Origin of the sequence: Janthinobacterium woesei, from assembly GCF_051380875.1 — a bacterium.
Lineage (GTDB): Bacteria > Pseudomonadota > Gammaproteobacteria > Burkholderiales > Burkholderiaceae_D > Janthinobacterium.
Genome location: NZ_JBNYXW010000002.1, coordinates 237,615 through 256,988, shown reverse-complemented (window position 1 = coordinate 256,988; position 19,374 = coordinate 237,615). Strand labels below are relative to the sequence as shown.

The 19,374-nt window shown below is 60.4% G+C and carries 15 protein-coding genes; 4 read left to right on the top strand and 11 right to left on the bottom strand.

The window, feature by feature from the left end; genetic code table 11:
* Window positions 1-4 precede the first annotated feature (4 nt).
* The 6 genes from ACQ4W6_RS02925 to rpsB form a co-directional block, all read right to left on the bottom strand.
* Window positions 5-838: a phosphatidate cytidylyltransferase gene (locus ACQ4W6_RS02925; RefSeq protein ID WP_436565685.1), complete on the bottom strand. Its 834-nt coding sequence runs from the start codon at window positions 836-838 to the stop codon at window positions 5-7.
* Window positions 838-1,605: a polyprenyl diphosphate synthase gene (gene uppS, locus ACQ4W6_RS02920; RefSeq protein ID WP_436565684.1), complete on the bottom strand. Its 768-nt coding sequence runs from the start codon at window positions 1,603-1,605 to the stop codon at window positions 838-840. The genes ACQ4W6_RS02925 and uppS overlap by 1 nt, the downstream gene beginning before the upstream one ends.
* A gap of 98 nt (window positions 1,606-1,703) precedes the next feature.
* Window positions 1,704-2,264, bottom strand: coding sequence for a ribosome recycling factor (gene frr / locus ACQ4W6_RS02915; RefSeq protein ID WP_436565683.1), 561 nt, complete (start codon window positions 2,262-2,264; stop codon window positions 1,704-1,706).
* Between the two features lie 172 nt (window positions 2,265-2,436).
* Entirely contained in the window at window positions 2,437-3,153 is a 717-nt protein-coding gene (gene pyrH / locus ACQ4W6_RS02910; RefSeq protein WP_070347215.1) for a UMP kinase, read from the bottom strand.
* A gap of 146 nt (window positions 3,154-3,299) precedes the next feature.
* The gene (gene tsf, locus ACQ4W6_RS02905; RefSeq protein ID WP_436565682.1) at window positions 3,300-4,211 is read right to left on the bottom strand and encodes a translation elongation factor Ts; all 912 of its coding nucleotides are present in this window, start codon (window positions 4,209-4,211) and stop codon (window positions 3,300-3,302) included.
* 170 nt (window positions 4,212-4,381) lie between these two features.
* The gene (gene rpsB / locus ACQ4W6_RS02900; RefSeq protein ID WP_436565681.1) at window positions 4,382-5,134 is read right to left on the bottom strand and encodes a 30S ribosomal protein S2; all 753 of its coding nucleotides are present in this window, start codon (window positions 5,132-5,134) and stop codon (window positions 4,382-4,384) included.
* A 388-nt stretch (window positions 5,135-5,522) separates the two neighbouring features.
* Here rpsB and map point away from each other — a divergent pair, with 388 nt between their 5' ends.
* From map to ACQ4W6_RS02880, 4 genes are all read left to right on the top strand, one after another.
* Complete coding sequence (gene map, locus ACQ4W6_RS02895; protein WP_436565680.1) at window positions 5,523-6,335, top strand: type I methionyl aminopeptidase; 813 nt, start codon at window positions 5,523-5,525, stop codon at window positions 6,333-6,335.
* A gap of 48 nt (window positions 6,336-6,383) precedes the next feature.
* On the top strand, window positions 6,384-8,951 hold the full coding sequence (locus tag ACQ4W6_RS02890; RefSeq protein ID WP_436565679.1) for a [protein-PII] uridylyltransferase: 2,568 nt from the start codon (window positions 6,384-6,386) through the stop codon (window positions 8,949-8,951).
* A 41-nt stretch (window positions 8,952-8,992) separates the two neighbouring features.
* Complete coding sequence (locus ACQ4W6_RS02885) at window positions 8,993-9,742, top strand: pseudouridine synthase (RefSeq protein ID WP_436565678.1); 750 nt, start codon at window positions 8,993-8,995, stop codon at window positions 9,740-9,742.
* Window positions 9,743-9,895: 153 nt separating this feature from the next.
* Window positions 9,896-10,666 carry a flagellar brake protein gene (locus tag ACQ4W6_RS02880; RefSeq protein ID WP_436565677.1) on the top strand — a complete coding sequence of 257 codons (771 nt, stop codon included), beginning with the start codon at window positions 9,896-9,898 and terminating at the stop codon, window positions 10,664-10,666.
* Window positions 10,667-10,744: 78 nt separating this feature from the next.
* Here the strand turns inward: ACQ4W6_RS02880 and def are convergent, their stop codons facing one another.
* Genes def through smc form a run of 5 tightly spaced genes read right to left on the bottom strand, consistent with a single transcriptional unit; the run spans window position 10,745 to window position 19,293 of the window.
* On the bottom strand, window positions 10,745-11,281 hold the full coding sequence (gene def / locus ACQ4W6_RS02875; protein ID WP_436565676.1) for a peptide deformylase: 537 nt from the start codon (window positions 11,279-11,281) through the stop codon (window positions 10,745-10,747).
* Window positions 11,278-12,171: a UTP--glucose-1-phosphate uridylyltransferase GalU gene (galU, locus tag ACQ4W6_RS02870; protein WP_436565675.1), complete on the bottom strand. Its 894-nt coding sequence runs from the start codon at window positions 12,169-12,171 to the stop codon at window positions 11,278-11,280. Before galU ends, def begins: the two co-directional genes overlap by 4 nt.
* A 53-nt stretch (window positions 12,172-12,224) precedes the next feature.
* Window positions 12,225-14,582 (bottom strand): NAD-dependent DNA ligase LigA, encoded by a 2,358-nt coding sequence (gene ligA, locus ACQ4W6_RS02865; RefSeq protein ID WP_436565674.1) that lies wholly within the window; start codon window positions 14,580-14,582, stop codon window positions 12,225-12,227.
* 14 nt (window positions 14,583-14,596) lie between these two features.
* Window positions 14,597-15,769: a cell division protein ZipA C-terminal FtsZ-binding domain-containing protein gene (locus ACQ4W6_RS02860; RefSeq protein ID WP_436565673.1), complete on the bottom strand. Its 1,173-nt coding sequence runs from the start codon at window positions 15,767-15,769 to the stop codon at window positions 14,597-14,599.
* Window positions 15,766-19,293 carry a chromosome segregation protein SMC gene (gene smc / locus ACQ4W6_RS02855; protein ID WP_436565672.1) on the bottom strand — a complete coding sequence of 1,176 codons (3,528 nt, stop codon included), beginning with the start codon at window positions 19,291-19,293 and terminating at the stop codon, window positions 15,766-15,768. The genes ACQ4W6_RS02860 and smc overlap by 4 nt, the downstream gene beginning before the upstream one ends.
* Between the last annotated feature and the right edge of the window lie 81 nt (window positions 19,294-19,374).

Sequence of the window (19,374 nt, the reverse complement as noted above, 5' to 3'; positions counted from 1 at the left end):
TTCCTTAAAGCCAGCTGGCCACCAGGGCGGCAAACGGCAAGACCGGGATCAACGCGTCGATACGGTCAAGTACGCCGCCATGGCCAGGCAGCAGCTTGCTGCTGTCCTTGATGCCGGCACGGCGTTTCAATTGGGATTCGAACAGGTCGCCGACGATGCTGGCGGCGACGATCAGCAGCAGCACCAGCAGGGCCACCAGCGAGCCGCGGCGCAATTGCAGCTGCACGGCGAAGGTGTCTTGCAGCAGCGGCAGCGATGGCGCGGCGACGATGGTGATGGCGGCAATGACCAGTACGGCGATGCCGCCGCCGATGGCGCCTTCCCAGGATTTACCCGGAGAAATACTTGGCGCCAGCTTGCGCTTGCCGAAGGCCTTGCCCGAGAAATACGCGCCGATATCGGCGATCCACACCAGGGCCATCACGGACAGCAGGAACAAAGGGCTATGCAGGAACAAGGCGATGATGGCCACGAAGCAGCCAACGATGGTCACCGGGTACACCACGCTGAGCAAGGTGTTGCCCAGGCCTTTCGTGGGAGGCAGGCCCGTCGCCAGCGACGGCACGAAGCGGATCAGCCAGATGGCCACGCACAGGGCGAACCAGAAATTGAGCTGCGCCATGCCGTTGCCGACAAAAAACGTATAAGCGAAGGCGGCGGTCCAGACGACAGCGATTAGCAGCGCCTGGCGATTTTTGAAGAGTCGGAAACTTTCCCACACGGCGGCGCCGAAGAACGCCGTGGCGATCACGGCGAAAGCGGGGAAATAATTAAGATACAGAACCGGCAGCAAGACCGCCAACAAGACCAGGGCGGTGATTATGCGTGTTTTCAGCATCAGTTTGTCTTTTCAATTAATTGCGCGCTGGTACGGCCAAAGCGCCGTTCGCGCTGCTGGTAGGACGCGATTGCTGCGTCGAGGCAGTCGACATTGAAGTCGGGCCAGAAAGTGTCAGTGAAAAACAACTCAGTGTACGCCAGTTGCCACAGCAGGAAATTGGAAATGCGCTGCTCGCCGCCCGTGCGGATGAACAAGTCAGGCTCGGGCGCATAGGCCATGGCCAGGTGGGGTGCCAGTTGCTCTTCCGTATAAGCATGCCCGGCAGCCTGGCCATTGGCTGCCGCCTCTGCCGTCATTTTGTTCACCGCCTGCATGATGTCCCAGCGGCCACCGTAGTTGGCGCAAATGCTTACCGTCAAACGCGTGTTGCTCGCCGTCTTGCGCTCGGCATTGGCAACCAGCGCTTGCAGCTGCGCATTGAAGCGCGACAAGTCGCCCACGACCTTCAGGCGGATATCGTTAGCATGCATTTTGACCACTTCGCGTTCGAGCATGGTGACGAACAGACGCATCAGCATCGACACTTCCTCTTCGGGACGGCGCCAGTTTTCCGAACTGAAGGCAAACAGGGTCAGATATTCGACACCCCGGTCAAGGCAAGTCTCGACGACACGGCGCACGGCGTCAGCGCCCTTGACGTGGCCAGCCACACGAGGCAGGAAGCGCTTGGTTGCCCAGCGGCCATTGCCATCCATAATGATTGCCACATGGCGCGGCACCGTGCCCACCTCCGGTACTGCCGTTGTCGAACTCGAATAGATCATGAAAACACGAATACCAAAAATAAAAGATAGCTATTATGCGCCAAATAGCACTGCCCGGAAAAGCAATGCTGTTCCGGGCAGTGTGGAGCGGCTGAAAACTAGACCGTCAGTACTTCTTTTTCTTTATCGACAACCATCTTGTCGATGTCGGCAATAAACTTGTCTGTCAGCTTCTGCACTTCGTCCGACGAGCGGCGCTCGTCGTCTTCGGAGCAGGCTTTTTCCTTGACCAGTTTTTTCAGCGATTCATTGGCATCGCGGCGAATATTGCGCACGGCAATTTTTGCATCTTCCGCTTCGCTCTTGACCAGCTTGACCATTTCCTTGCGGCGCTCTTCCGTCAGCGCAGGCGTTGGTACGCGGATCATGTCGCCCTGTGCCGATGGGTTCAGGCCCAGGTCAGCATCGCGAATGGCTTTTTCGATGGTGGTGGCCATCTTCTTTTCGTACGGCTGCACACCGATGGTACGCGCGTCGACCAGGGTCACGTTGGCAACCTGGGTCAGCGCCGTTGGCGAACCGTAGTAATCGACCATCACGTGGTCCAGGATACCCGTATGCGCGCGGCCGGTACGCACTTTGGCCAAGTCGGCCTTCAGTGTTTCCAGCGACTTCGTCATGCGTTCCTGGGTACTTTTTTTAACGTCAGCTAAGGACATGCTGCTCTCCCGTATTAGGACGCCTGTCAAAACCTACTGCGCGTCGGTATAGGCGGCCTGCGATGCTCACCGTACCTTCGTACGGTTGCGCTTCTCAGCCACCTCTCCCTTCCGCTCGCTACGGTTTTGTCAGACGTTGTTAGTGATAATTAATCTTAAAATTGCATCTTATTTACACGTGCACCAAGGTGCCTTCATCTTCGCCCATGATGACGCGCATCAGTGCGCCTGGTTTGGTGATCGAAAACACCTTGATCGGCAGTTTCTGGTCGCGGCACAGGGCGAATGCGGTGGCATCCATCACTTGCAGGTGCTTGGAGATGGCGTCGTCGAACGTAATCGTGTGGAACAGGGTGGCGTTCGGATCCTTCTTCGGATCGGCCGTGTAGACGCCGTCAACCTTGGTGGCTTTCAGGACAATTTCGGCGCTGATCTCGGAACCGCGCAGGGCAGCTGCCGTATCGGTGGTGAAGAACGGATTGCCGGTACCGGCGGCGAAGACGACAACTTTACCTTCTTCCAGGTATTGCAGGGCTTTCGGGCGGACGTACGGCTCGACAACTTGCTCGATGCCGATGGCCGACATGACGCGCGCGGTGATGCCCACGTGGCGCATGGCATCGGCCAGGGCCAGTGCGTTCATCACCGTGGCAAGCATGCCCATGTAGTCGGCGGTGGCACGGTCCATGCCTTGCGCGCCGGGCGCTACGCCACGGAAGATATTGCCGCCGCCAATCACGATTGCCAGTTCCACACCCAACTTTGCCACCTCGGCCACATCGGCCACCATGCGCTCGATCGTGGCGCGGTTGATGCCGTAGGGATCATCGCCCATCAGGGCTTCGCCGGACAACTTGAGGAGGACGCGCTTGTAGGCTGGTTTTGACATGAGCTGGGGCTCCATAAATGAGATTATTCGAGTATGACATGGCGCAGCGCCTTGCAGCGCCGGATAGGCGCGCGGGCTGCCCATGCTTGCGCCCGGCACGACAGGTGCGGGCGGGCCAAAAAAACGGGCCTCTCGGCCCGCTTTACTTACGCTCCCTGGGAGGCAGCGATCTGTGCTGCGACTTCTGCTGCGAAGTCGTCTTGCTTCTTCTCAATGCCCTCGCCCACGACGTACATGGCGAAACCTTTGACACTGGTGTTAGCCGCCTTCAGCATTTGCTCAACCGACAGCTTGTCGTTTTTCACGAAAGCCTGGTTCAGCAGGGAAACTTCTTTCAGGTACTTCTGTACGGAACCTTCCAGGCGCTTGGCCAGGATTTCCGCCGATTGCGCTGGCTTGCCTTCTGCAGCCGCTTTCACTGCGTCTTCTTCGGCTTTCAGTTGTGCAACCGAACGCTCTTTTTCGATCAGTTCCGCAGGAACTTCGCTCGAAGACAAGGACACTGGCTTCATTGCAGCGATGTGCATGGCCACGTCTTTACCAACTTGCTCATCGGCACCGTCGAATTCGACGATCACGCCAATGCGCGCGCCGTGCAGGTACGACGCCAGCTTGTTGCTGGTTTCGAAACGCTGGAAGCGGCGGATGGTCATGTTTTCGCCGATTTTGCCGATCAGGGCAGCGCGCACTTCATCCAGGGTCTTGCCATCGAGTGGCAGGGCCAGCAGGGCAGCTACGTCAGCCGGGTTGTGTTCTGCGACCAGACGGGCGGCATTGTTTGCCAGCGCCAGGAAGTCGTCGTTTTTCGCAACAAAGTCGGTTTCCGAGTTCACTTCGACCAGGGCGCCTACGCCATTGGCGATGTAGGTTGCCACTACGCCTTCAGCGGTGATGCGTGCCGATGCTTTCGATGCCTTGCCGCCCAGCTTGACGCGCAGGATCTCTTCCGCACGTGCCATGTCGCCATCGGCTTCGGTCAGTGCTTTTTTGCATTCCATCATTGGTGCGTCGGTTTTGCCGCGCAATTCGCCTACCATCGCTGCTGTAATCGCTGCCATGTGTTTCTCCTGATTCGGTGAGTCAATAGTCGCGGCCCGGGCTTGCGTCGCGCGCTTGCGCCTAGCCTGCATATTACTATCGTTTTTTTGTTAAAAAAAAGGGGGAGCTGCTGCCACCCCTTTCCCTTACTGCTGTGCTTACAAACAGCTATCTTGCGATAGCCTGGCCATTAAGCCTGTTCGTTAACTTCGACGAATTCGTCGCCAGCGGCTGCTTTAACCATTTCAATAACTTCGTTACCGGCAGCTGCACGGCCTTCGATGATTGCATCTGCAACACCGCGAGCGTACAACATGATGGCTTTCGAGGAGTCATCGTTACCAGGGATCACGAAGTTCACGCCTTCTGGGGAGTGGTTGGTATCGACAACGCCGATGACCGGGATACCCAGTTTAGCTGCTTCGGTGATCGCGCCTTTGTGGTAGCCGACGTCGACGACGAAGATTGCGTCAGGAATGCCGCCCATATCCTTGATGCCGCCGATCGATTTTTGCAGCTTGATCATTTCGCGGGAGAACATCAGCGCTTCTTTTTTCGACAGCTTCTCAACCGAACCGTCTTCGACCATCGCTTCCATGTCCTTCAGGCGCTTGATCGAGGTTTTGATCGTCTTGAAGTTGGTCAGCATACCGCCCAACCAACGTTGATCAACGAAAGGCACGCCAGCGCGTTGTGCTTCAGCAGCGATGATTTCGCGCGCTTGACGCTTGGTGCCAACCATCAGGATGGTGCCACGGTTTGCAGCCAGTTGACGCACGTGCTTCATTGCGTCCTGGTACATCGCCATGGTTTTTTCCAGGTTGATGATGTGGATCTTGTTGCGATGGCCGAAGATGAACGGTGCCATTTTTGGATTCCAAAAACGGGTTTGGTGACCAAAGTGGACACCGGCTTCCAGCATTTCGCGCATTGTTACGGACATTATTAACTCCAGGGTTGGGTCTGGAATCCGATCAGTCACCATACAGGCACCCTTGTCGACCGGATTCGCGTGTTTATATAAATTAAAGACACTGTTTTACTGCATTGCTCAAAAGGGAATTCAAGCAACCCGGGATTCTACACCGAAATGGCCGCTGCATCAAGTGTGCGCTGCAAATCGCGCGCAGGTGGAAAACACCCGGCGCACCAGCTTGGTGCAATCGGAGGCGGCGCCGTCCTTTCATCCACAAATCCCCCTCGGCCATAGGAAGGAGGCGGCGGATTCAGGGCGCCTCGTTTATAATTTCGACATATTTGCAGACTTTCCCCACTCAGCGGGCATCGTCTGTGCTTTTCACCCGAATATCTTGCAGATTGCGAATCACACCATGTCCACCATCCGTATCAATAGCGCCGCCGACATCGAAGGCATGCGCGTCGCCGGCAAGCTCGGCGCCGAAGTACTCGACTACATCACGCCTTTCGTCAAGGTCGGCGTCACGACGGGTGAACTGGACCGCCTGTGCCACGAATACATGCTCAACGTGCAAGGCACCATCCCCGCCCCGCTGAACTATTGCCCTCCTGGCTACACGCCCTACCCGAAAGCCATCTGCACTTCCGTCAACGACGTCATCTGCCACGGCATTCCCGGCGACAAGGTCCTGAAAAGCGGCGACTCCGTCAACCTCGACATCACCGTCATCAAGGATGGCTACCACGGCGACAACAGCCGCATGTACCTCGTCGGCACGCCGACCATCCTGGCCAAGCGCCTGTCGGAAATCACCTACGAATGCATGTGGCTGGGCATCGCCCAGATCAAGCCGGGCGCCCACCTGGGCGATATCGGTCATGCCATCCAGCAACATGCGGAAAAAGCCGGCTACAGCGTGGTGCGCGAATTCTGCGGCCATGGCATCGGCAAGGTCTTCCACGAAGAACCGCAAGTATTGCACTACGGCAAGCCAGGCACGCTGGAACGCCTGGAAGCGGGCATGATCTTTACCGTCGAACCGATGATCAACGCGGGCCGGCGCGAGATTCGCGAAATGAACGACGGCTGGACCATCAAAACCAAGGACCGCAGCCTGTCGGCGCAGTGGGAACACACGGTGCTGGTGACGGATGCGGGCTATGAAGTGCTGACCGTCTCGCCAGGCATGCCGCCAGCGCCGGCCTTGATCCTGAGCAAGGCCTGATTTCAACGCCTGATTCTTTAATCACACGCACCGCCACCCAGGGCCCAGATGAAAAAGCAAATTCAGGAACAGCTGAAACAGCAACTGAAAGCCGACCGCCAGGTCGTCGTCGCCGCCTTCCAGGCCGACGGCAAGCCCGAAAAACTGCTGCGCAGCTTGCGCCACAGCGTCGATGGCGCGCTGGCGCGTGCCTGGCAGGAAGCCGGATTACCTCCCGGCACGGCCCTGGTGGGCGTGGGCGGCTACGGCCGCGGCGAACTATTTCCGTATTCCGACGTCGACCTGCTGATCTTGCTGCAGGAAGCGCCGGACGCGGCCGCGCAGGAAAAGCTCGAAGAACTGGTGCAGTTGCTGTGGGACCTGGGCCTGGAAATTGGCCACAGCATCCGCACCGTCGATGAATGCATGGTCGAATCGAAGGCCGATATCACCGTGCAGACCAGCCTGCTCGAAGCGCGCCTGGTGTGCGGCAACGCGGAGCTGTTCGCGCAATTGCAGCAGCGCTACGCGGCGGCGATGGATCCGCAAGCATTTTTCCAGGCAAAAACGGCGGAAATGCGCCAGCGCCACGCCAAATATGAAGATACGGCCTTCAGCCTGGAACCCAATTGCAAGGAAAGCCCGGGCGGCCTGCGCGACTTGCAGGTGATCCTGTGGGTGGCCAAGGCGGCCGGCCTGGCCAATTCCTGGCGCACCCTGGCCACGGGCGGCCTGATCACCCTGACGGAAGCGCGCCAGCTGATGGAAAAGGAGCGCGCCTTCAAGGATATCCGCGTGCGCCTGCACCTGCATGCGGGCCGGCGCGAAGACCGCCTGGTGTTCGACGTGCAGACGGCGATCGCCGAATCGCTGGGCTTGCAGGCCACGGGCAGCGGGCCGCACATGCGCCGCGCCAGCGAATACCTGATGCAGCGCTATTACTGGGCGGCCAAGACGGTGACCCAGCTCAACACGATCCTGCTGCAAAACATCGAAGCGCGGCTGTTTCCGCAAGACGATGTACCCGTGCCCATCAACGCGCGCTTCAATGAAGTCAATGGCTTGATCGATATCAGTGCCGACGATACGTTTGAGCAGCATCCGTCGGCCATGCTGGAAATTTTCGTCCTGATGACGGAGCGCACGGCCCTGAAGGGCATGACTTCGCGCGCCACGCGGGCCCTGTGGCACGCGCGCTTCAAGATCGACGCCGCCTTCCGCCAGGATCCGGCCAACCGCGCCCTCTTCCTGCGCATCATGCAAGCCCCGGTCGGCATCATCCACGCGCTGCGGCGCATGAACGAAATGAGCGTCCTGGGGCGCTACCTGCCCAATTTCCGCCGCATCGTGGGCCAGATGCAGCACGATCTGTTCCACGTGTACACGGTCGACCAGCACATTTTGATGGTGGTGCGCAATATGCGCCGCTTCACCATGAGCGAACACGCGCACGAATACCCGTTCTGCAGCCAGCTGATGGCCAATTTCTCGCAACCGTGGCTGCTGTACGTGGCCGCCTTGTACCACGATATCGCCAAGGGCCGCGGCGGCGACCATTCCAAGCTGGGCGTGGCCGACGCCACCCAGTTCTGCCAGGACCACGGCCTGTCGTTGGATGAAACGGAACTGGTGGCTTTCCTGGTGGAAAATCACCTGACCATGTCGCAAGTGGCGCAAAAGCAGGATCTGTCCGATCCCGACGTCATCGCTGCCTTTGCGAAAGTGGTCAAGGACGAGCGCCACCTGACGGGGCTGTATTTGCTGACGGTGGCCGATATCCGCGGCACCAGCCCGAAAGTGTGGAACGCCTGGAAAGGCAAGTTGCTCGAAGACCTGTACAAGATCACCTTGCGCGTGCTGGGGGGCGAGCCGCACACGGCTGACCGCGAACTGAAAAACCGCCAGCAGGAAGCGCTGGCCACCCTGCGCCTGTACGGCTTGCCGCCGGATGCGCACCTAAAACTGTGGCAGCAGCTGGACGTGGCGTACTTCCTGCGCCATGACGCCTCCGACATCGCCTGGCAGACGCGCTCGCTGTATGACAAGCTCGACAGCAAGTTGCCGGTGGTAAAATGCCGGCTGGCGCCCATCGGCGAAGGCTTGCAGGTGGCCGTCTACGTGCCCGACCAGCCCGACCTGTTCGCGCGCATCTGCAGCTATTTCGACCGCAAGAACTTCAGCATCCTCGACGCGAAGATCCACACGACCAAAAATGGCTATGCGCTCGACACGTTCCTCGTCACCGAGCAGAACTTTGCCAAGAGCTACCGCGACATCATCAGCCTGATCGAGCATGAGCTGGGCGAGCTGCTGCAGTCGCAGGCGCCGCTGCCGCCGCCGGGCAAGGGCCGGCTGTCGCGCCTGTCGCGCACCTTTCCGTTCCAGCCGACGGTGGATTTGCGGCCCGACGAAAAGGGTCAGTATTACTTGCTGTCGGTGGCCGCCAACGACCGCACGGGCTTGCTGTACACGATCGCCAATGTGCTGACCAAGTACCGCATCAACCTGCATACGGCCAAGATCATGACCCTGGGCGAGCGGGTCGAAGACGTCTTCCTCGTCGACGGCCCCGCGCTCAACAATGCCCGCAACCAGATATTGCTGGAAACCGATTTACTCGATGCGCTGAAGGTATGAACTTCCCGCGCAGCGCCTACCCTTACTGAAACTGAAACAACATGACCGAAGAATTATTACGCTTGTCCAAACGCATGTCCGAACTGGGCCTTTCCTCGCGCCGCGAAGCCGATGAATGGATCGCGCGCGGCTGGGTCCGCGTGGACGGCAAAGTGGTATCCGAACTGGGCAGCAAGGTCTATCCCAGCCAGAAAGTCACCGTGGAACGCCAGGCGGCGGCCGAGCAGTCGAAGCGCGTGACCGTGCTGATCAATAAACCGATGGGTTACGTCAGCGGCCAGGCCGAAGATGGCTACACACCGGCCGTGGCCCTGATCAAGGCCGAGAACCGCTGGGCGGAAGACCGCAGCCCGGAACAGTTCCATCCCACGCAGCTGCGCAGCCTGGTGGCCGCTGGCCGCCTGGACATCGATTCCGTGGGCTTGCTGGTACTGACCCAGGACGGCCGCGTGGCCAAGCAATTGATCGGCCACGATACCGACATCGACAAGGAATACCTGGTGCGCGTGAGCTACACCAAGGGCGACACCCTGCCCGAGAGCGAATTGAAAAAGCTCAACCACGGCTTGTGGCTCGATGGCAAGCCTTTGCTGCCGGCCAAGGTGCGCTGGCAGAATGAAGATCAACTGAGCTTTACCTTGCGCGAAGGCAAGAAGCGCCAGATCCGCCGCATGTGCGAAGCTGTCGGCCTGAAAGTGCTGGGACTGAAACGCGTACGCATCGGCAAGGTCAAGCTGGGCGACCTGCCGACGGGCCAATGGCGCTACCTGAGCGCGGACGAACAGTTTTAAACACGCCAGCGCAACACGGCATGCCGCTCGGCATGCCCGCCCATGCCACCTGCAGGAATATGGTGTCATAAGGTTAATTATTGTGATTTAGTTAGCAAATATTGCTCTAAACCTATACACTCTCCCCCATCAGAACATAAGAGATACGCCGTCGTGAACGATCCCATTCCCACTCCCAATCCCCTGCGCAAGGGCGCGCCCAGCCTGGCCGACGTGGCCGAGCCAATGGCGCCCGGCACCATGCCGCACCACATGAGCGATCCGTGGGATATCGGCGAAACCCTGTGCAGCCTGGCCGATAACGGCGGCGCCATTTCCATCTATCCCAGCGGTGGTGAAGAGGTTATCATGGCGCGCATCTTGTCGGTTGACGACGACCTGCCGCAATTCGTACTGGAACTCAATGAAGGTGCCACCTTGCCCCCGGGCGGCGCCACGTTTGTCTCGTGGGTACAAAGCGCCAAGCTGCAATTTACCATCAATGGCGAGTGGCAAGCCTATCCCGAGCGGCCAAACGTCTACCTGACGAATTTCCCCAGCCATTGCCTGGTGCTGGAACGGCGCGAATCGGCGCGCCTGGAAACGCCGCTGGGCGTGTACTACCTGGCCGCCTTCGTGCTCGAAGGCCGTCCATACGAATTGCAACTGTATGATTTCTCGGCCGGCGGCATCGGCATGCGCGCCCATCCGCGCGATACGGTGGGCCTGTACGTGGGCCGCAAGCTGTCGCGCGTGCGGCTGGAACTGGGGCCGAGCAAGGTCATGATCGCCGACCTGGAAATCCGCCTGTCGCGCACCTTCCGCTCGTTTTTGCTGGGCGAACAGGTGCAGATCGGCTGCCGCTTCCTGAACCTGTCGGATGCCATGCAGGATGAATTGAAGGTGCTGCTCGATAACATGGGCAGCAACCGCAAGGTGCGCTGACCTGCGCCGGCATAAAAAATGGCCGCCCAGCTGATGCTGCGCGGCCATTTTTGTACCGATCAAGTGCCGAGGTGCCGCTTAATCGTCGTCGTTTGGATCCAAATCCGGAAACATCACGTCCGTGTAACCGAATTGCGTAAAATCAACGATGCGCATCGGATACAGAATGCCATGCAAGTGGTCCACTTCATGCTGCACCACGCGCGCATGGAAGCCGTCGCAGTCGCGGCTGATGGGCTGGCCGAACTGGTCCACGCCTTCATAGTGCAGCTCGCTCCAGCGCGGCACGCTGCCGCGCAGGCCGGGCACGGACAAACAGCCTTCGAAGCCCTCTTCCTTGCGCTCCGTCAAAGGCGTCAGCACGGGATTGATCAGCACGGTTTCGGGTACTTGCGGTGCGTCAGGATAGCGCACATTGTGCTTGAAGCCATAGATCACCACCTGCAGGTTGACGCCGATCTGCGGCGCGGCCAGGCCGGCGCCATTGGCCGCGTGCATGGTGTCGAACATGTCGGCGATCAGCGCATGCAATTCGGGCGTATCGAATTCGCGCACGGGCTCGGCCATCCGCAGCAAGCGCGGATCGCCCATCTTCAGAATGGAGCGTACGGTCATTTTTTTTCCTGGTTCACTTGCATCTGATCGAGATACGCACGGAAAGCGGCACCCGTTTCCGGATGCTTGAGGCCCATCGCCATGGTGGCCTTCAGGTAACCGAGCTTGGAGCCGCAATCGTAGCGCTGGCCCGCGTAGCGGTAGGCCAGCACGCGCTCTTCGCGCATCAGGGCGGCGATGCCATCGGTCAACTGGATTTCGCCACCGGCGCCCGTGCCGATGTTTTCCAGGTGGTCGAAGATGCGGCTGGTCAACACATAGCGGCCCACCACGGCCAGGGTCGATGGTGCCTCTTCCGGCGCCGGCTTTTCCACGATGGCCGAAACCAGTTCCAGGTCAGGCTGATAATGCTGGGCGCTGACGATGCCGTACTGCCGGGTTTCCGCGCGCGGCACATCCTGCACCGCCAGCAGCGAGCAATTTTCATACTGGAAGACATCGGCCATTTGCGCCAGCACGGGACGCACGCCAGCCTCCACATCCATGAAATCGTCGGCCAGCAGCACGGCAAACGGCTCGTCGCCGATCACCGGACGGGCACACAGCACGGCGTGGCCCAGGCCCAGTGGCGCCGACTGGCGGATATAAATACAGTTGATGTGCTTAGGAATGACGTTTTGCACCATCTCCAGCAACTGGCGCTTGCCGGCCGCTTCCAGTTCTGTTTCCAGTTCATAAGCCGTATCAAAATGGTCTTCGATGGCGCGCTTGTTGCGGCCCGTGATGAAGATCATTTCCGTGATGCCGGCCGCCACGGCCTCTTCCACCGCATACTGGATCAGCGGCTTGTCGACGATGGGCAGCATTTCCTTCGGTTGCGCCTTGGTCGCAGGCAAGAATCGGCTGCCCAGGCCGGCGACGGGAAAGACTGCTTTTCTGATTTTTTTCATGGGTCTGTCTGCAAAATATTAATGAATACCGATGACCATGGATCATTAGCGCGTTATTCTTGTGCCAGCAAGGCCATCAAGCCAGCCTCGTCGAGCACGGCCACGCCCAGTTCCTGGGCCTTGGCCAGCTTGCTGCCGGCGTCCGCGCCGGCCACCACGTAACTGGTTTTTTTCGACACGGAACCGCTGACCTTGCCACCGGCCGCCTCGATCAATGCAGCTGCATCGTCGCGGCCCATGCTGGGCAAGGTGCCCGTCAAGACAAAAGTCTTGCCGTCCAGCTTGCCGTCAGCGGCTGGCATTTCAGGCAATTGTGACAGTAATTCATGGCGCAAGCCGTCCAATTGACCGAGCAGCGCGACATTGGCATCCATCGCCAGCCAGGCAGCCAGCGCTTCGGCCACGGCGGCGGGCAAGCCAGCATGAAAACTGGCGCCTTGCGCCGCCAAGCTGGCCAGGGTCACGCCCCGCTCCACCAGCTGCTTGCTGCGCGGCTCGGTCAGCTTGGGGATGCCCAATGCGGCCAGCAGTTTGGTTTGTTCCAGCTGCGTGCGCAGCTTGGCGCTGGGTGCATGTTCGCCTTGCGGCGTGACGCCGGCGTCGAGCAAGGCCTGCAAGGCTTGCTGGTTTTTTTCTTCGGCAAAGAAATCGGCGATCGATTCGGCCACCGTGCCGCCGATATCGGGCAACACGCGCAGCAGGGCCGCTGGCGCATGGCGCACGTATTCCAGCTTACCCAGCCATTCGGCCAGGGTCTTGGCCGTCGATTCGCCCACGTGGCGGATGCCTAGCGCAAACAGGAATCGTTCAAGCGGCGGCCGCTTGCTCGCTTCTATGCCCGCCAGCAAGTTTTCCGCCCATTTGGTGGGAATCTTGCCTTGTTGCACTGTTTCCGGTGTGGAACCATCGCGCTCATCGGCGCGCACTTTCATTTCCAGCAGTTTATCCAGGCTCAGGCTGTACAGATCGGCCAGGCCATGCACGTATTCCAGTTCGACCAGGGTATCGATATAACGTTCGCCCAGTCCCTCGATATCCATCATGCGCCGCCCGGCAAAGTGGCGGAACGCTTCCTTGCGCTGGGCCGAGCAGAACAGGCCGCCCGAGCAGCGGGCGATCGCCTCGCCTTCTTCGCGCACCACGTGCGAGCCGCAAACCGGACAGGTAGTACGCATGACGAAAGGCTCGCTACCTTCTGGACGCTTGTCGGGTAACATTGCCAGCACTTCCGGGATCACGTCGCCGGCGCGGCGCACGATCACCGTATCGCCAACGCGAATATCCTTGCGCTGAACCTCGCCCTCGTTATGCAGCGTAGCATTGGTCACCGTCACGCCGCCCACGGAAACGGGTGCCAGACGTGCCACGGGCGTCATGGCGCCCGTGCGGCCCACCTGGATATCGATGCCCAGCACTACCGTCAGCGCCTCTTCGGCGGGAAACTTGTGCGCCAGCGCAAAGCGCGGCGCGCGCGAGACAAAGCCCAGCTCTTGCTGGTCTTCGCTGCGGTTCACCTTGTAGACCACGCCATCGATTTCGTAGGGCAAGTCGGAGCGCCGCGCGCCGATATCACTGTAGTAATCCAGCAAGCCCTGGGCGCCCAGCACCACACGGCGCTCGGACGAGACGGGAATGCCCAAGATCACGTACCAGTCCAGCAAGGCCGAATGGGATACCGGCATGGCGGCGCCATCGAGAGCGCCGATGCCGTAGGCATAGAAGCGCAGCTTGCGCTGGGCCGTGATGCGCGAATCGAGCTGGCGCAGGCTACCGGCAGCCGCGTTGCGGGGATTCGCAAATTCCTTCTGGCCCGCCTCGCGCTGGCGTGTGTTCAGGCGGGCGAAGTCCGCCTTGAACATCATCACTTCGCCGCGCACATCGAGCAGCGCCGGCACAGCTTGACCATGCGTGCCATGCAGGCGCAGGGGGATGCCGGCAATGGTGCGGATATTGGCCGTCACGTCTTCACCCGTGGCGCCATCGCCGCGCGTAGCGGCCTGCACGAACAGGCCATTTTCATAGCGCAGATTGATGGCCAGGCCGTCAAATTTCACTTCGGCCGCATACGCGACTTCCTGCGCGTCCAGATCCAGGCCTTCGCGCACGCGGCGGTCGAAATTGAGGATATCGTCGTCGGTGAAACCATTATTTAGCGACAACATCGGCACCGTGTGCGTGACTTGCTCGAATTGCGGTAGCGGTGCCGCCCCCACGCGCAAGGTGGGCGAATCGGGCGCGCGCAGCTGGGGATGGGCTGCTTCCAGCGCCTGCAGTTCGGCAAACAGCTTGTCGTACTCGGCATCAGGAATGGTGGGATTGTCGAGCACGTGGTAGGCGTGCAGGTGCCGGTTCAGTTCGGCAGTCAATTCCAGGGCGCGCCGGGCGGCGCCCTGGGTGGTCAGATCAGTCATTATTACGCGATTCTTCAGCTAAATAAACGCAGCGCGCGGGTGGAACCGGCCGGAATGTCGGCCGCGTCCATTTCCTGGTAAAACTCTTGCACCTGGCCGGCGATCTCGGCCAGCGCCGCGTCCGACAATGCCTGGTTGTAATCGTCGACGATGGTCGCGTCCAGGCGCCCCACCAGTGCGCGGGCGCAGGCGATCATGGCGCCAAAGCCGTCGCGCGCGGGCGCCACGCATGGCACGTCGAGCAACAGGGTCAGGCGGGGCGTGGTTTGCTCGGCCAGGGTGACATTGGTCGACAGCGAGAACAGATGGCTGCCATCGCCGTCAGGCATGACGAAGCGGCCATCGGGACGCACGTCGAAGCCTTGTTTCTCCAGTGCAACGAGCAAGGTGGAAATGGCCCACGGCGCGCCGTTCGTGTGCAGGTTGACGCCCAGCTGCGCGTCATGGCCGGAGACGAAGCGGTGCAGAGTGCGCGCTTCGGCCATCACTTCCATCATGTCGGGCACTTCCGATTCGGCACCGATCTCGTCAGCCACACCGCGCAGACGCGTGACCAGTTCCGAGTATTCCAGTTCATTCAAGGCCGTGCTGCGGCTGGCCAGCTGCACGCCACCCTGCATCCTGGTATAGACACCGCCATGCGTGATCGGTTCCCAGTCGCCATTCACGTGCAAACCGATGAAGTGCACGGGCTTGTTGCCCACCAGGCGCAGGGTTTGCAGCACAGGCAGGATCTTGTCGCCGCGCACGGGCGCTTCCAGCGACAGGGGCAGCAGGCAATCGATCAGCGGGTCGACCAGGCTGGTCGCCTGTTCGCTGGCGGCGCTCACTTCCTGCACCGGCGCGGTAACGGGAGCGGCGGCTGGCGACGATTCTGTGGCTGCGGCGCCCAGCGAGGGTTCCGCATGCACGGGCGCGTCTGGGACAATGGCCGCTGGCGGCGCGCCGAACGACGGTTCAGCCTTGGCGGCGGGCGCCTTATCGAAACGCGGTTCCTGGCGCAGGACGGGTTCCTGGGCTGCGGTTGCGGGGGCATCGCCATCACGCATCAGCACGTCGTCGTGATCGGTGGAAAAGGCCCGCTCCACGCTTTTCTTGGCCTTGTATTCCTGCCATTTGTTGTAGGAGAAAACACCGACGATAAAGACGCCGCCGGCGCCGAACAAGGTAATTTGAAGGTCTGTCATGCTGCTTGTGCCTCAGTAGCAAAATTTGCGGCGGACTCCATGTCCACCGCCACGATGCGCGATACGCCCTGCTCCTGCATCGTCACACCGATCAATTGATGGGCCATTTCCATCGCAATCTTGTTATGCGAAATGAAAAGGAATTGGGTCTGCTCGGACATGCGCTTGACCATGCGGCAGAAGCGTTCCGTGTTCGAATCGTCCAGCGGCGCATCGACTTCGTCGAGCAGGCAGAACGGCGCCGGATTCAGGCGGAACATGGAAAACACCAATGCGGTCGCGGTCAGCGCTTTCTCTCCACCGGACAACAGGTGGATGGTGGCATTTTTCTTGCCAGGCGGCTGTGCCATGACTTGTACACCGGAATCGAGAATCTCGTCGCCCGTCATGGTCAGTCTGGCCTGGCCGCCGCCAAACAGGATGGGGAACAGCTCGGAAAAGTGGTGGTTGACCTTGTCGAACGTGTCTTGCAGTAAGTCGCGCGTTTCCTTGTCGATCTTGTGGATCGCGTCTTGCAGCGTGTTGATCGCTTCGGTCAGGTCGGCATTCTGGGCGTCGAGGAAATTCTTGCGCTCGGACGCCTGCGCCAGCTCGTCGAGCGCGGCCAGGTTGACGGCGCCCAGCGCCGTGATGGCATTGGTCAGGCGCGTCACTTCGCCCTGCAGGTACGATGGCCGCATGTCAGGATGCAATTTTTCGCTCAAGACAGCCTCATCGGCGCCCGACTCCAGCAGTTGCTGGGCAAATTGCTCCTGGTTCAGGCGCGCGGCCTGTTCCTTGAGCTGCATTTCCATGATCTTGTCGCGCTGTGGCTGCAAGCTGCGTTCCGATTGCGTGCGCGCATCTTCGGACAGGCGCAGCTGCTGCGTGATCTGGTCCAGTTCATGGCGCGCGTCCGCCAGCGCCCGCTCTTGCGTGGTGCGGCGCTCGAGCAAGTCCTGCAAGCCGTCGGCGGCGGCGCCGCTTTCCAGGTTCGCCAGTTCCAGCTGGCCCGCCTGCAAGCTTTCAGTCACCTGCTGCGCCTGCGTGCTGGCCGTGGCGATGTTGCGGCGCAACTCCTCGATCTTCGCGCGGTGGGATTTTTCCGCGTATTCCGTATCCTTGGCGTTGCGTTCCAGGTCGCGCAAGGCTTCGCGCGCTTCGGCCAGGCGCTGCTCCTTTTGCAAGAAGTCCGTATGGCCGTCTTCGTGCGCTTCCTGCAAGTTGCCCAGCTCCATGTCGAGCTGTTCGAATTTCTCTTCCGACTCCAGCTTGGTGTGCATCTGCTCGGCTTCCTGCGCGGCAATTTCGGCAAGATCGGCGCCGATCTGCGTGCTGCGCTGGTTGAAACGCGCTTCCACTTCCGACAGTTTGACCACGTCCAGCTGCAAAGTATGCACGGCAGACGTCAGCTGCTGTATGCGCAAGCGCAAGTCCGACAGATTGCGCGTCAAGTTGCCCACGGCCGCGTCGGCCCGCACGGAGCGGGCGCGCGCCTCTTCGGCCAGCAATTGCTGCGCGCGCAACTGTTTACCGATATTCTCGATTTCCTGCTGGCGGCCCAGCATGCCTTCCTGCTCAGAATCGGCCGCATAGAAGCGCACGCTGGACGCCGTGACCACGTGCCCAAGGCGCGTGACGAAATAGCCGCCCGGCGGCAATTTACTGCGTTCGGCCAGTGCTTCTGCCGCGTCTTCCACGGCGTAGGCGTTGTACAGCCAATCCTGCAGCAAGCCGCGTAAACCTGGATCGTTGAGTTTGAGCAAGTTCAGGAACGGTTTCAGGCCGGCCACTTCCGGCACTGGCAACGGCGCCACGCTGGACGGCGCGTACAGGGCCAGCTTGGCCGGTGGCGCGTCGGCAAAGAAAGCCTTGGCCCAGTCGATATTCGACAATTGCAAGGCCGACGTGCGCTCGCGCAGGATCGATTCCATGGCCGCTTCCCAACCCGCCTCGATCTGCAGCTTTTGCCACAGGCGCGGCAAGGTGTCGAGTTCGTGCTTTTTCAGCCATGGCTGGACCTTGCCCTGCGTCTGCACCCGTTCCTGCAATTGTTTCAATGCGGAAAGGCGCGCTTCGAGCTGGGCGTTGGCGGCAGTCTCGGCATTGACCTGCGTTTGCGCCTCTTGGCGTTCCTGCTCCAGCTTGGGCTGCTGCTCGAGCGCCTCTTCCAGGTAAAAACCCTGCTCTTCCAGCGTCTGCTGCTTTTCTTCCAGCTGCAGTTTCAGGTTTTCCAGGTGGCTGCTGTCGGGCAAGCTCAGACTGTTCTTTTCCTGCTGCAGGCGCTCGCGGCGCGTCAAGAGGCTGGCCAGGATGTTCGAGGCGTTGCGCTGGTGCGCCGATTCCAGCTCCAGCTGCTGCTGGGCCTGCATGATCTTCGCACGCGATTCCGTGCTCTTGTGCTGGGCGGCGCGCCAGGCGGCGTCCAGTTCGGGCAACTGCTCGCCCTTTTGCTCGGCCATCATTTGCGATTGTTCAACCTTCGCGGCCAGCTCTTCGAGGTGGAATTGCGCTTCCTCGATCTGTTCCTGGTACTCGCTGCCTTGGCTGCTCCACTGGTCGCGCTGGGCCGTCAAGGTGGCCAGTTGCGCCTGCAGGCGCGCACGCGACTCGATGACGAACTTGATCTGCGCTTCCAGGCTGCCGATTTCCGCATTCGTCTGGTACAGGTGGCCTTGCGCCGTGTGCAGGCGGTCGCCCACGGCAAAGTGCGCCTGGCGCATCTGTTCCAGGGTCAGCTCCACGTTGCGCAGCTTGGCCGTCTGCTCTTCCAGGTCCGTTTGCGCCTGCTCGACTTCGCGGAAATAGCGCGTCTGCTCGTTTTGCGCCTCGTTCTTGCGCAGCAGCCACAACAGTTTCTGTTTTTCTTCCTGGTCCGCCTGCAAGGCGTGGAAACGCGTGGCCACGGCCGCCTGCGCTTCGAGTTTTTCCAGGTTGGCGTTCAGTTCGCGCAGGATGTCTTCCACGCGCAGCAAGTTTTCGCGCGTATCCTGCAGGCGGTTTTCCGTCTCGCGGCGGCGTTCCTTGTATTTCGACACACCGGCCGCTTCCTCGAGGAAGATGCGCAATTCTTCGGGGCGCGATTCGATGATGCGCGAAATCATGCCCTGGCCGATGATGGCGTAGGCGCGCGGACCCAGGCCCGTGCCGAGGAAAATATCCTGGATGTCGCGCCGGCGCACAGGCTGGCCATTGATGTAATAGGTGGAGGTGCCGTCGCGCGTCAGCGTGCGCTTGACGGCGATCTCGGCGTACTGGCCCCACTGGCCCGAAGCCTTGCCATCGTTGTTGTCGAACACCAGCTCCACGGAAGCGCGCCCGGCCGGTTTGCGGTGCGTGGAACCATTGAAAATGACGTCCTGCATCGATTCGCCGCGCAATTCGGACGCTTTCGACTCGCCCAGCACCCAGCGCACGGCGTCGATGATGTTCGACTTGCCGCAGCCATTCGGCCCGACCACGCCCACCAGCTGGCCTGGCACCTGGAAATTGGTGGGATCGACGAAAGACTTAAATCCCGACAACTTGATGGAAGAGAGACGCACGTGTTTTAGAGTTCCTGGCCTATACTGGCGTTTGAATTATGGATGAACCCGCTGCATATTGCGCTCATGCTCACAATCGCG

What these genes read in the sequence shown, in the direction of transcription:
- ACQ4W6_RS02925 (WP_436565685.1), bottom strand. Translation starts at nt 838, where the DNA reads ATGCTGAAAACACGCATAATCACCGCCCTGGTCTTGTTGGCGGTCTTG.
- uppS (WP_436565684.1), bottom strand. Translation starts at nt 1,605, where the DNA reads ATGATCTATTCGAGTTCGACAACGGCAGTACCGGAGGTGGGCACGGTG.
- frr (WP_436565683.1), bottom strand. Translation starts at nt 2,264, where the DNA reads ATGTCCTTAGCTGACGTTAAAAAAAGTACCCAGGAACGCATGACGAAG.
- pyrH (WP_070347215.1), bottom strand. Translation starts at nt 3,153, where the DNA reads ATGTCAAAACCAGCCTACAAGCGCGTCCTCCTCAAGTTGTCCGGCGAA.
- tsf (WP_436565682.1), bottom strand. Translation starts at nt 4,211, where the DNA reads ATGGCAGCGATTACAGCAGCGATGGTAGGCGAATTGCGCGGCAAAACC.
- rpsB (WP_436565681.1), bottom strand. Translation starts at nt 5,134, where the DNA reads ATGTCCGTAACAATGCGCGAAATGCTGGAAGCCGGTGTCCACTTTGGT.
- map (WP_436565680.1), top strand. Translation starts at nt 5,523, where the DNA reads ATGTCCACCATCCGTATCAATAGCGCCGCCGACATCGAAGGCATGCGC.
- ACQ4W6_RS02890 (WP_436565679.1), top strand. Translation starts at nt 6,384, where the DNA reads ATGAAAAAGCAAATTCAGGAACAGCTGAAACAGCAACTGAAAGCCGAC.
- ACQ4W6_RS02885 (WP_436565678.1), top strand. Translation starts at nt 8,993, where the DNA reads ATGACCGAAGAATTATTACGCTTGTCCAAACGCATGTCCGAACTGGGC.
- def (WP_436565676.1), bottom strand. Translation starts at nt 11,281, where the DNA reads ATGACCGTACGCTCCATTCTGAAGATGGGCGATCCGCGCTTGCTGCGG.
- galU (WP_436565675.1), bottom strand. Translation starts at nt 12,171, where the DNA reads ATGAAAAAAATCAGAAAAGCAGTCTTTCCCGTCGCCGGCCTGGGCAGC.
- ligA (WP_436565674.1), bottom strand. Translation starts at nt 14,582, where the DNA reads ATGACTGATCTGACCACCCAGGGCGCCGCCCGGCGCGCCCTGGAATTG.
- ACQ4W6_RS02860 (WP_436565673.1), bottom strand. Translation starts at nt 15,769, where the DNA reads ATGACAGACCTTCAAATTACCTTGTTCGGCGCCGGCGGCGTCTTTATC.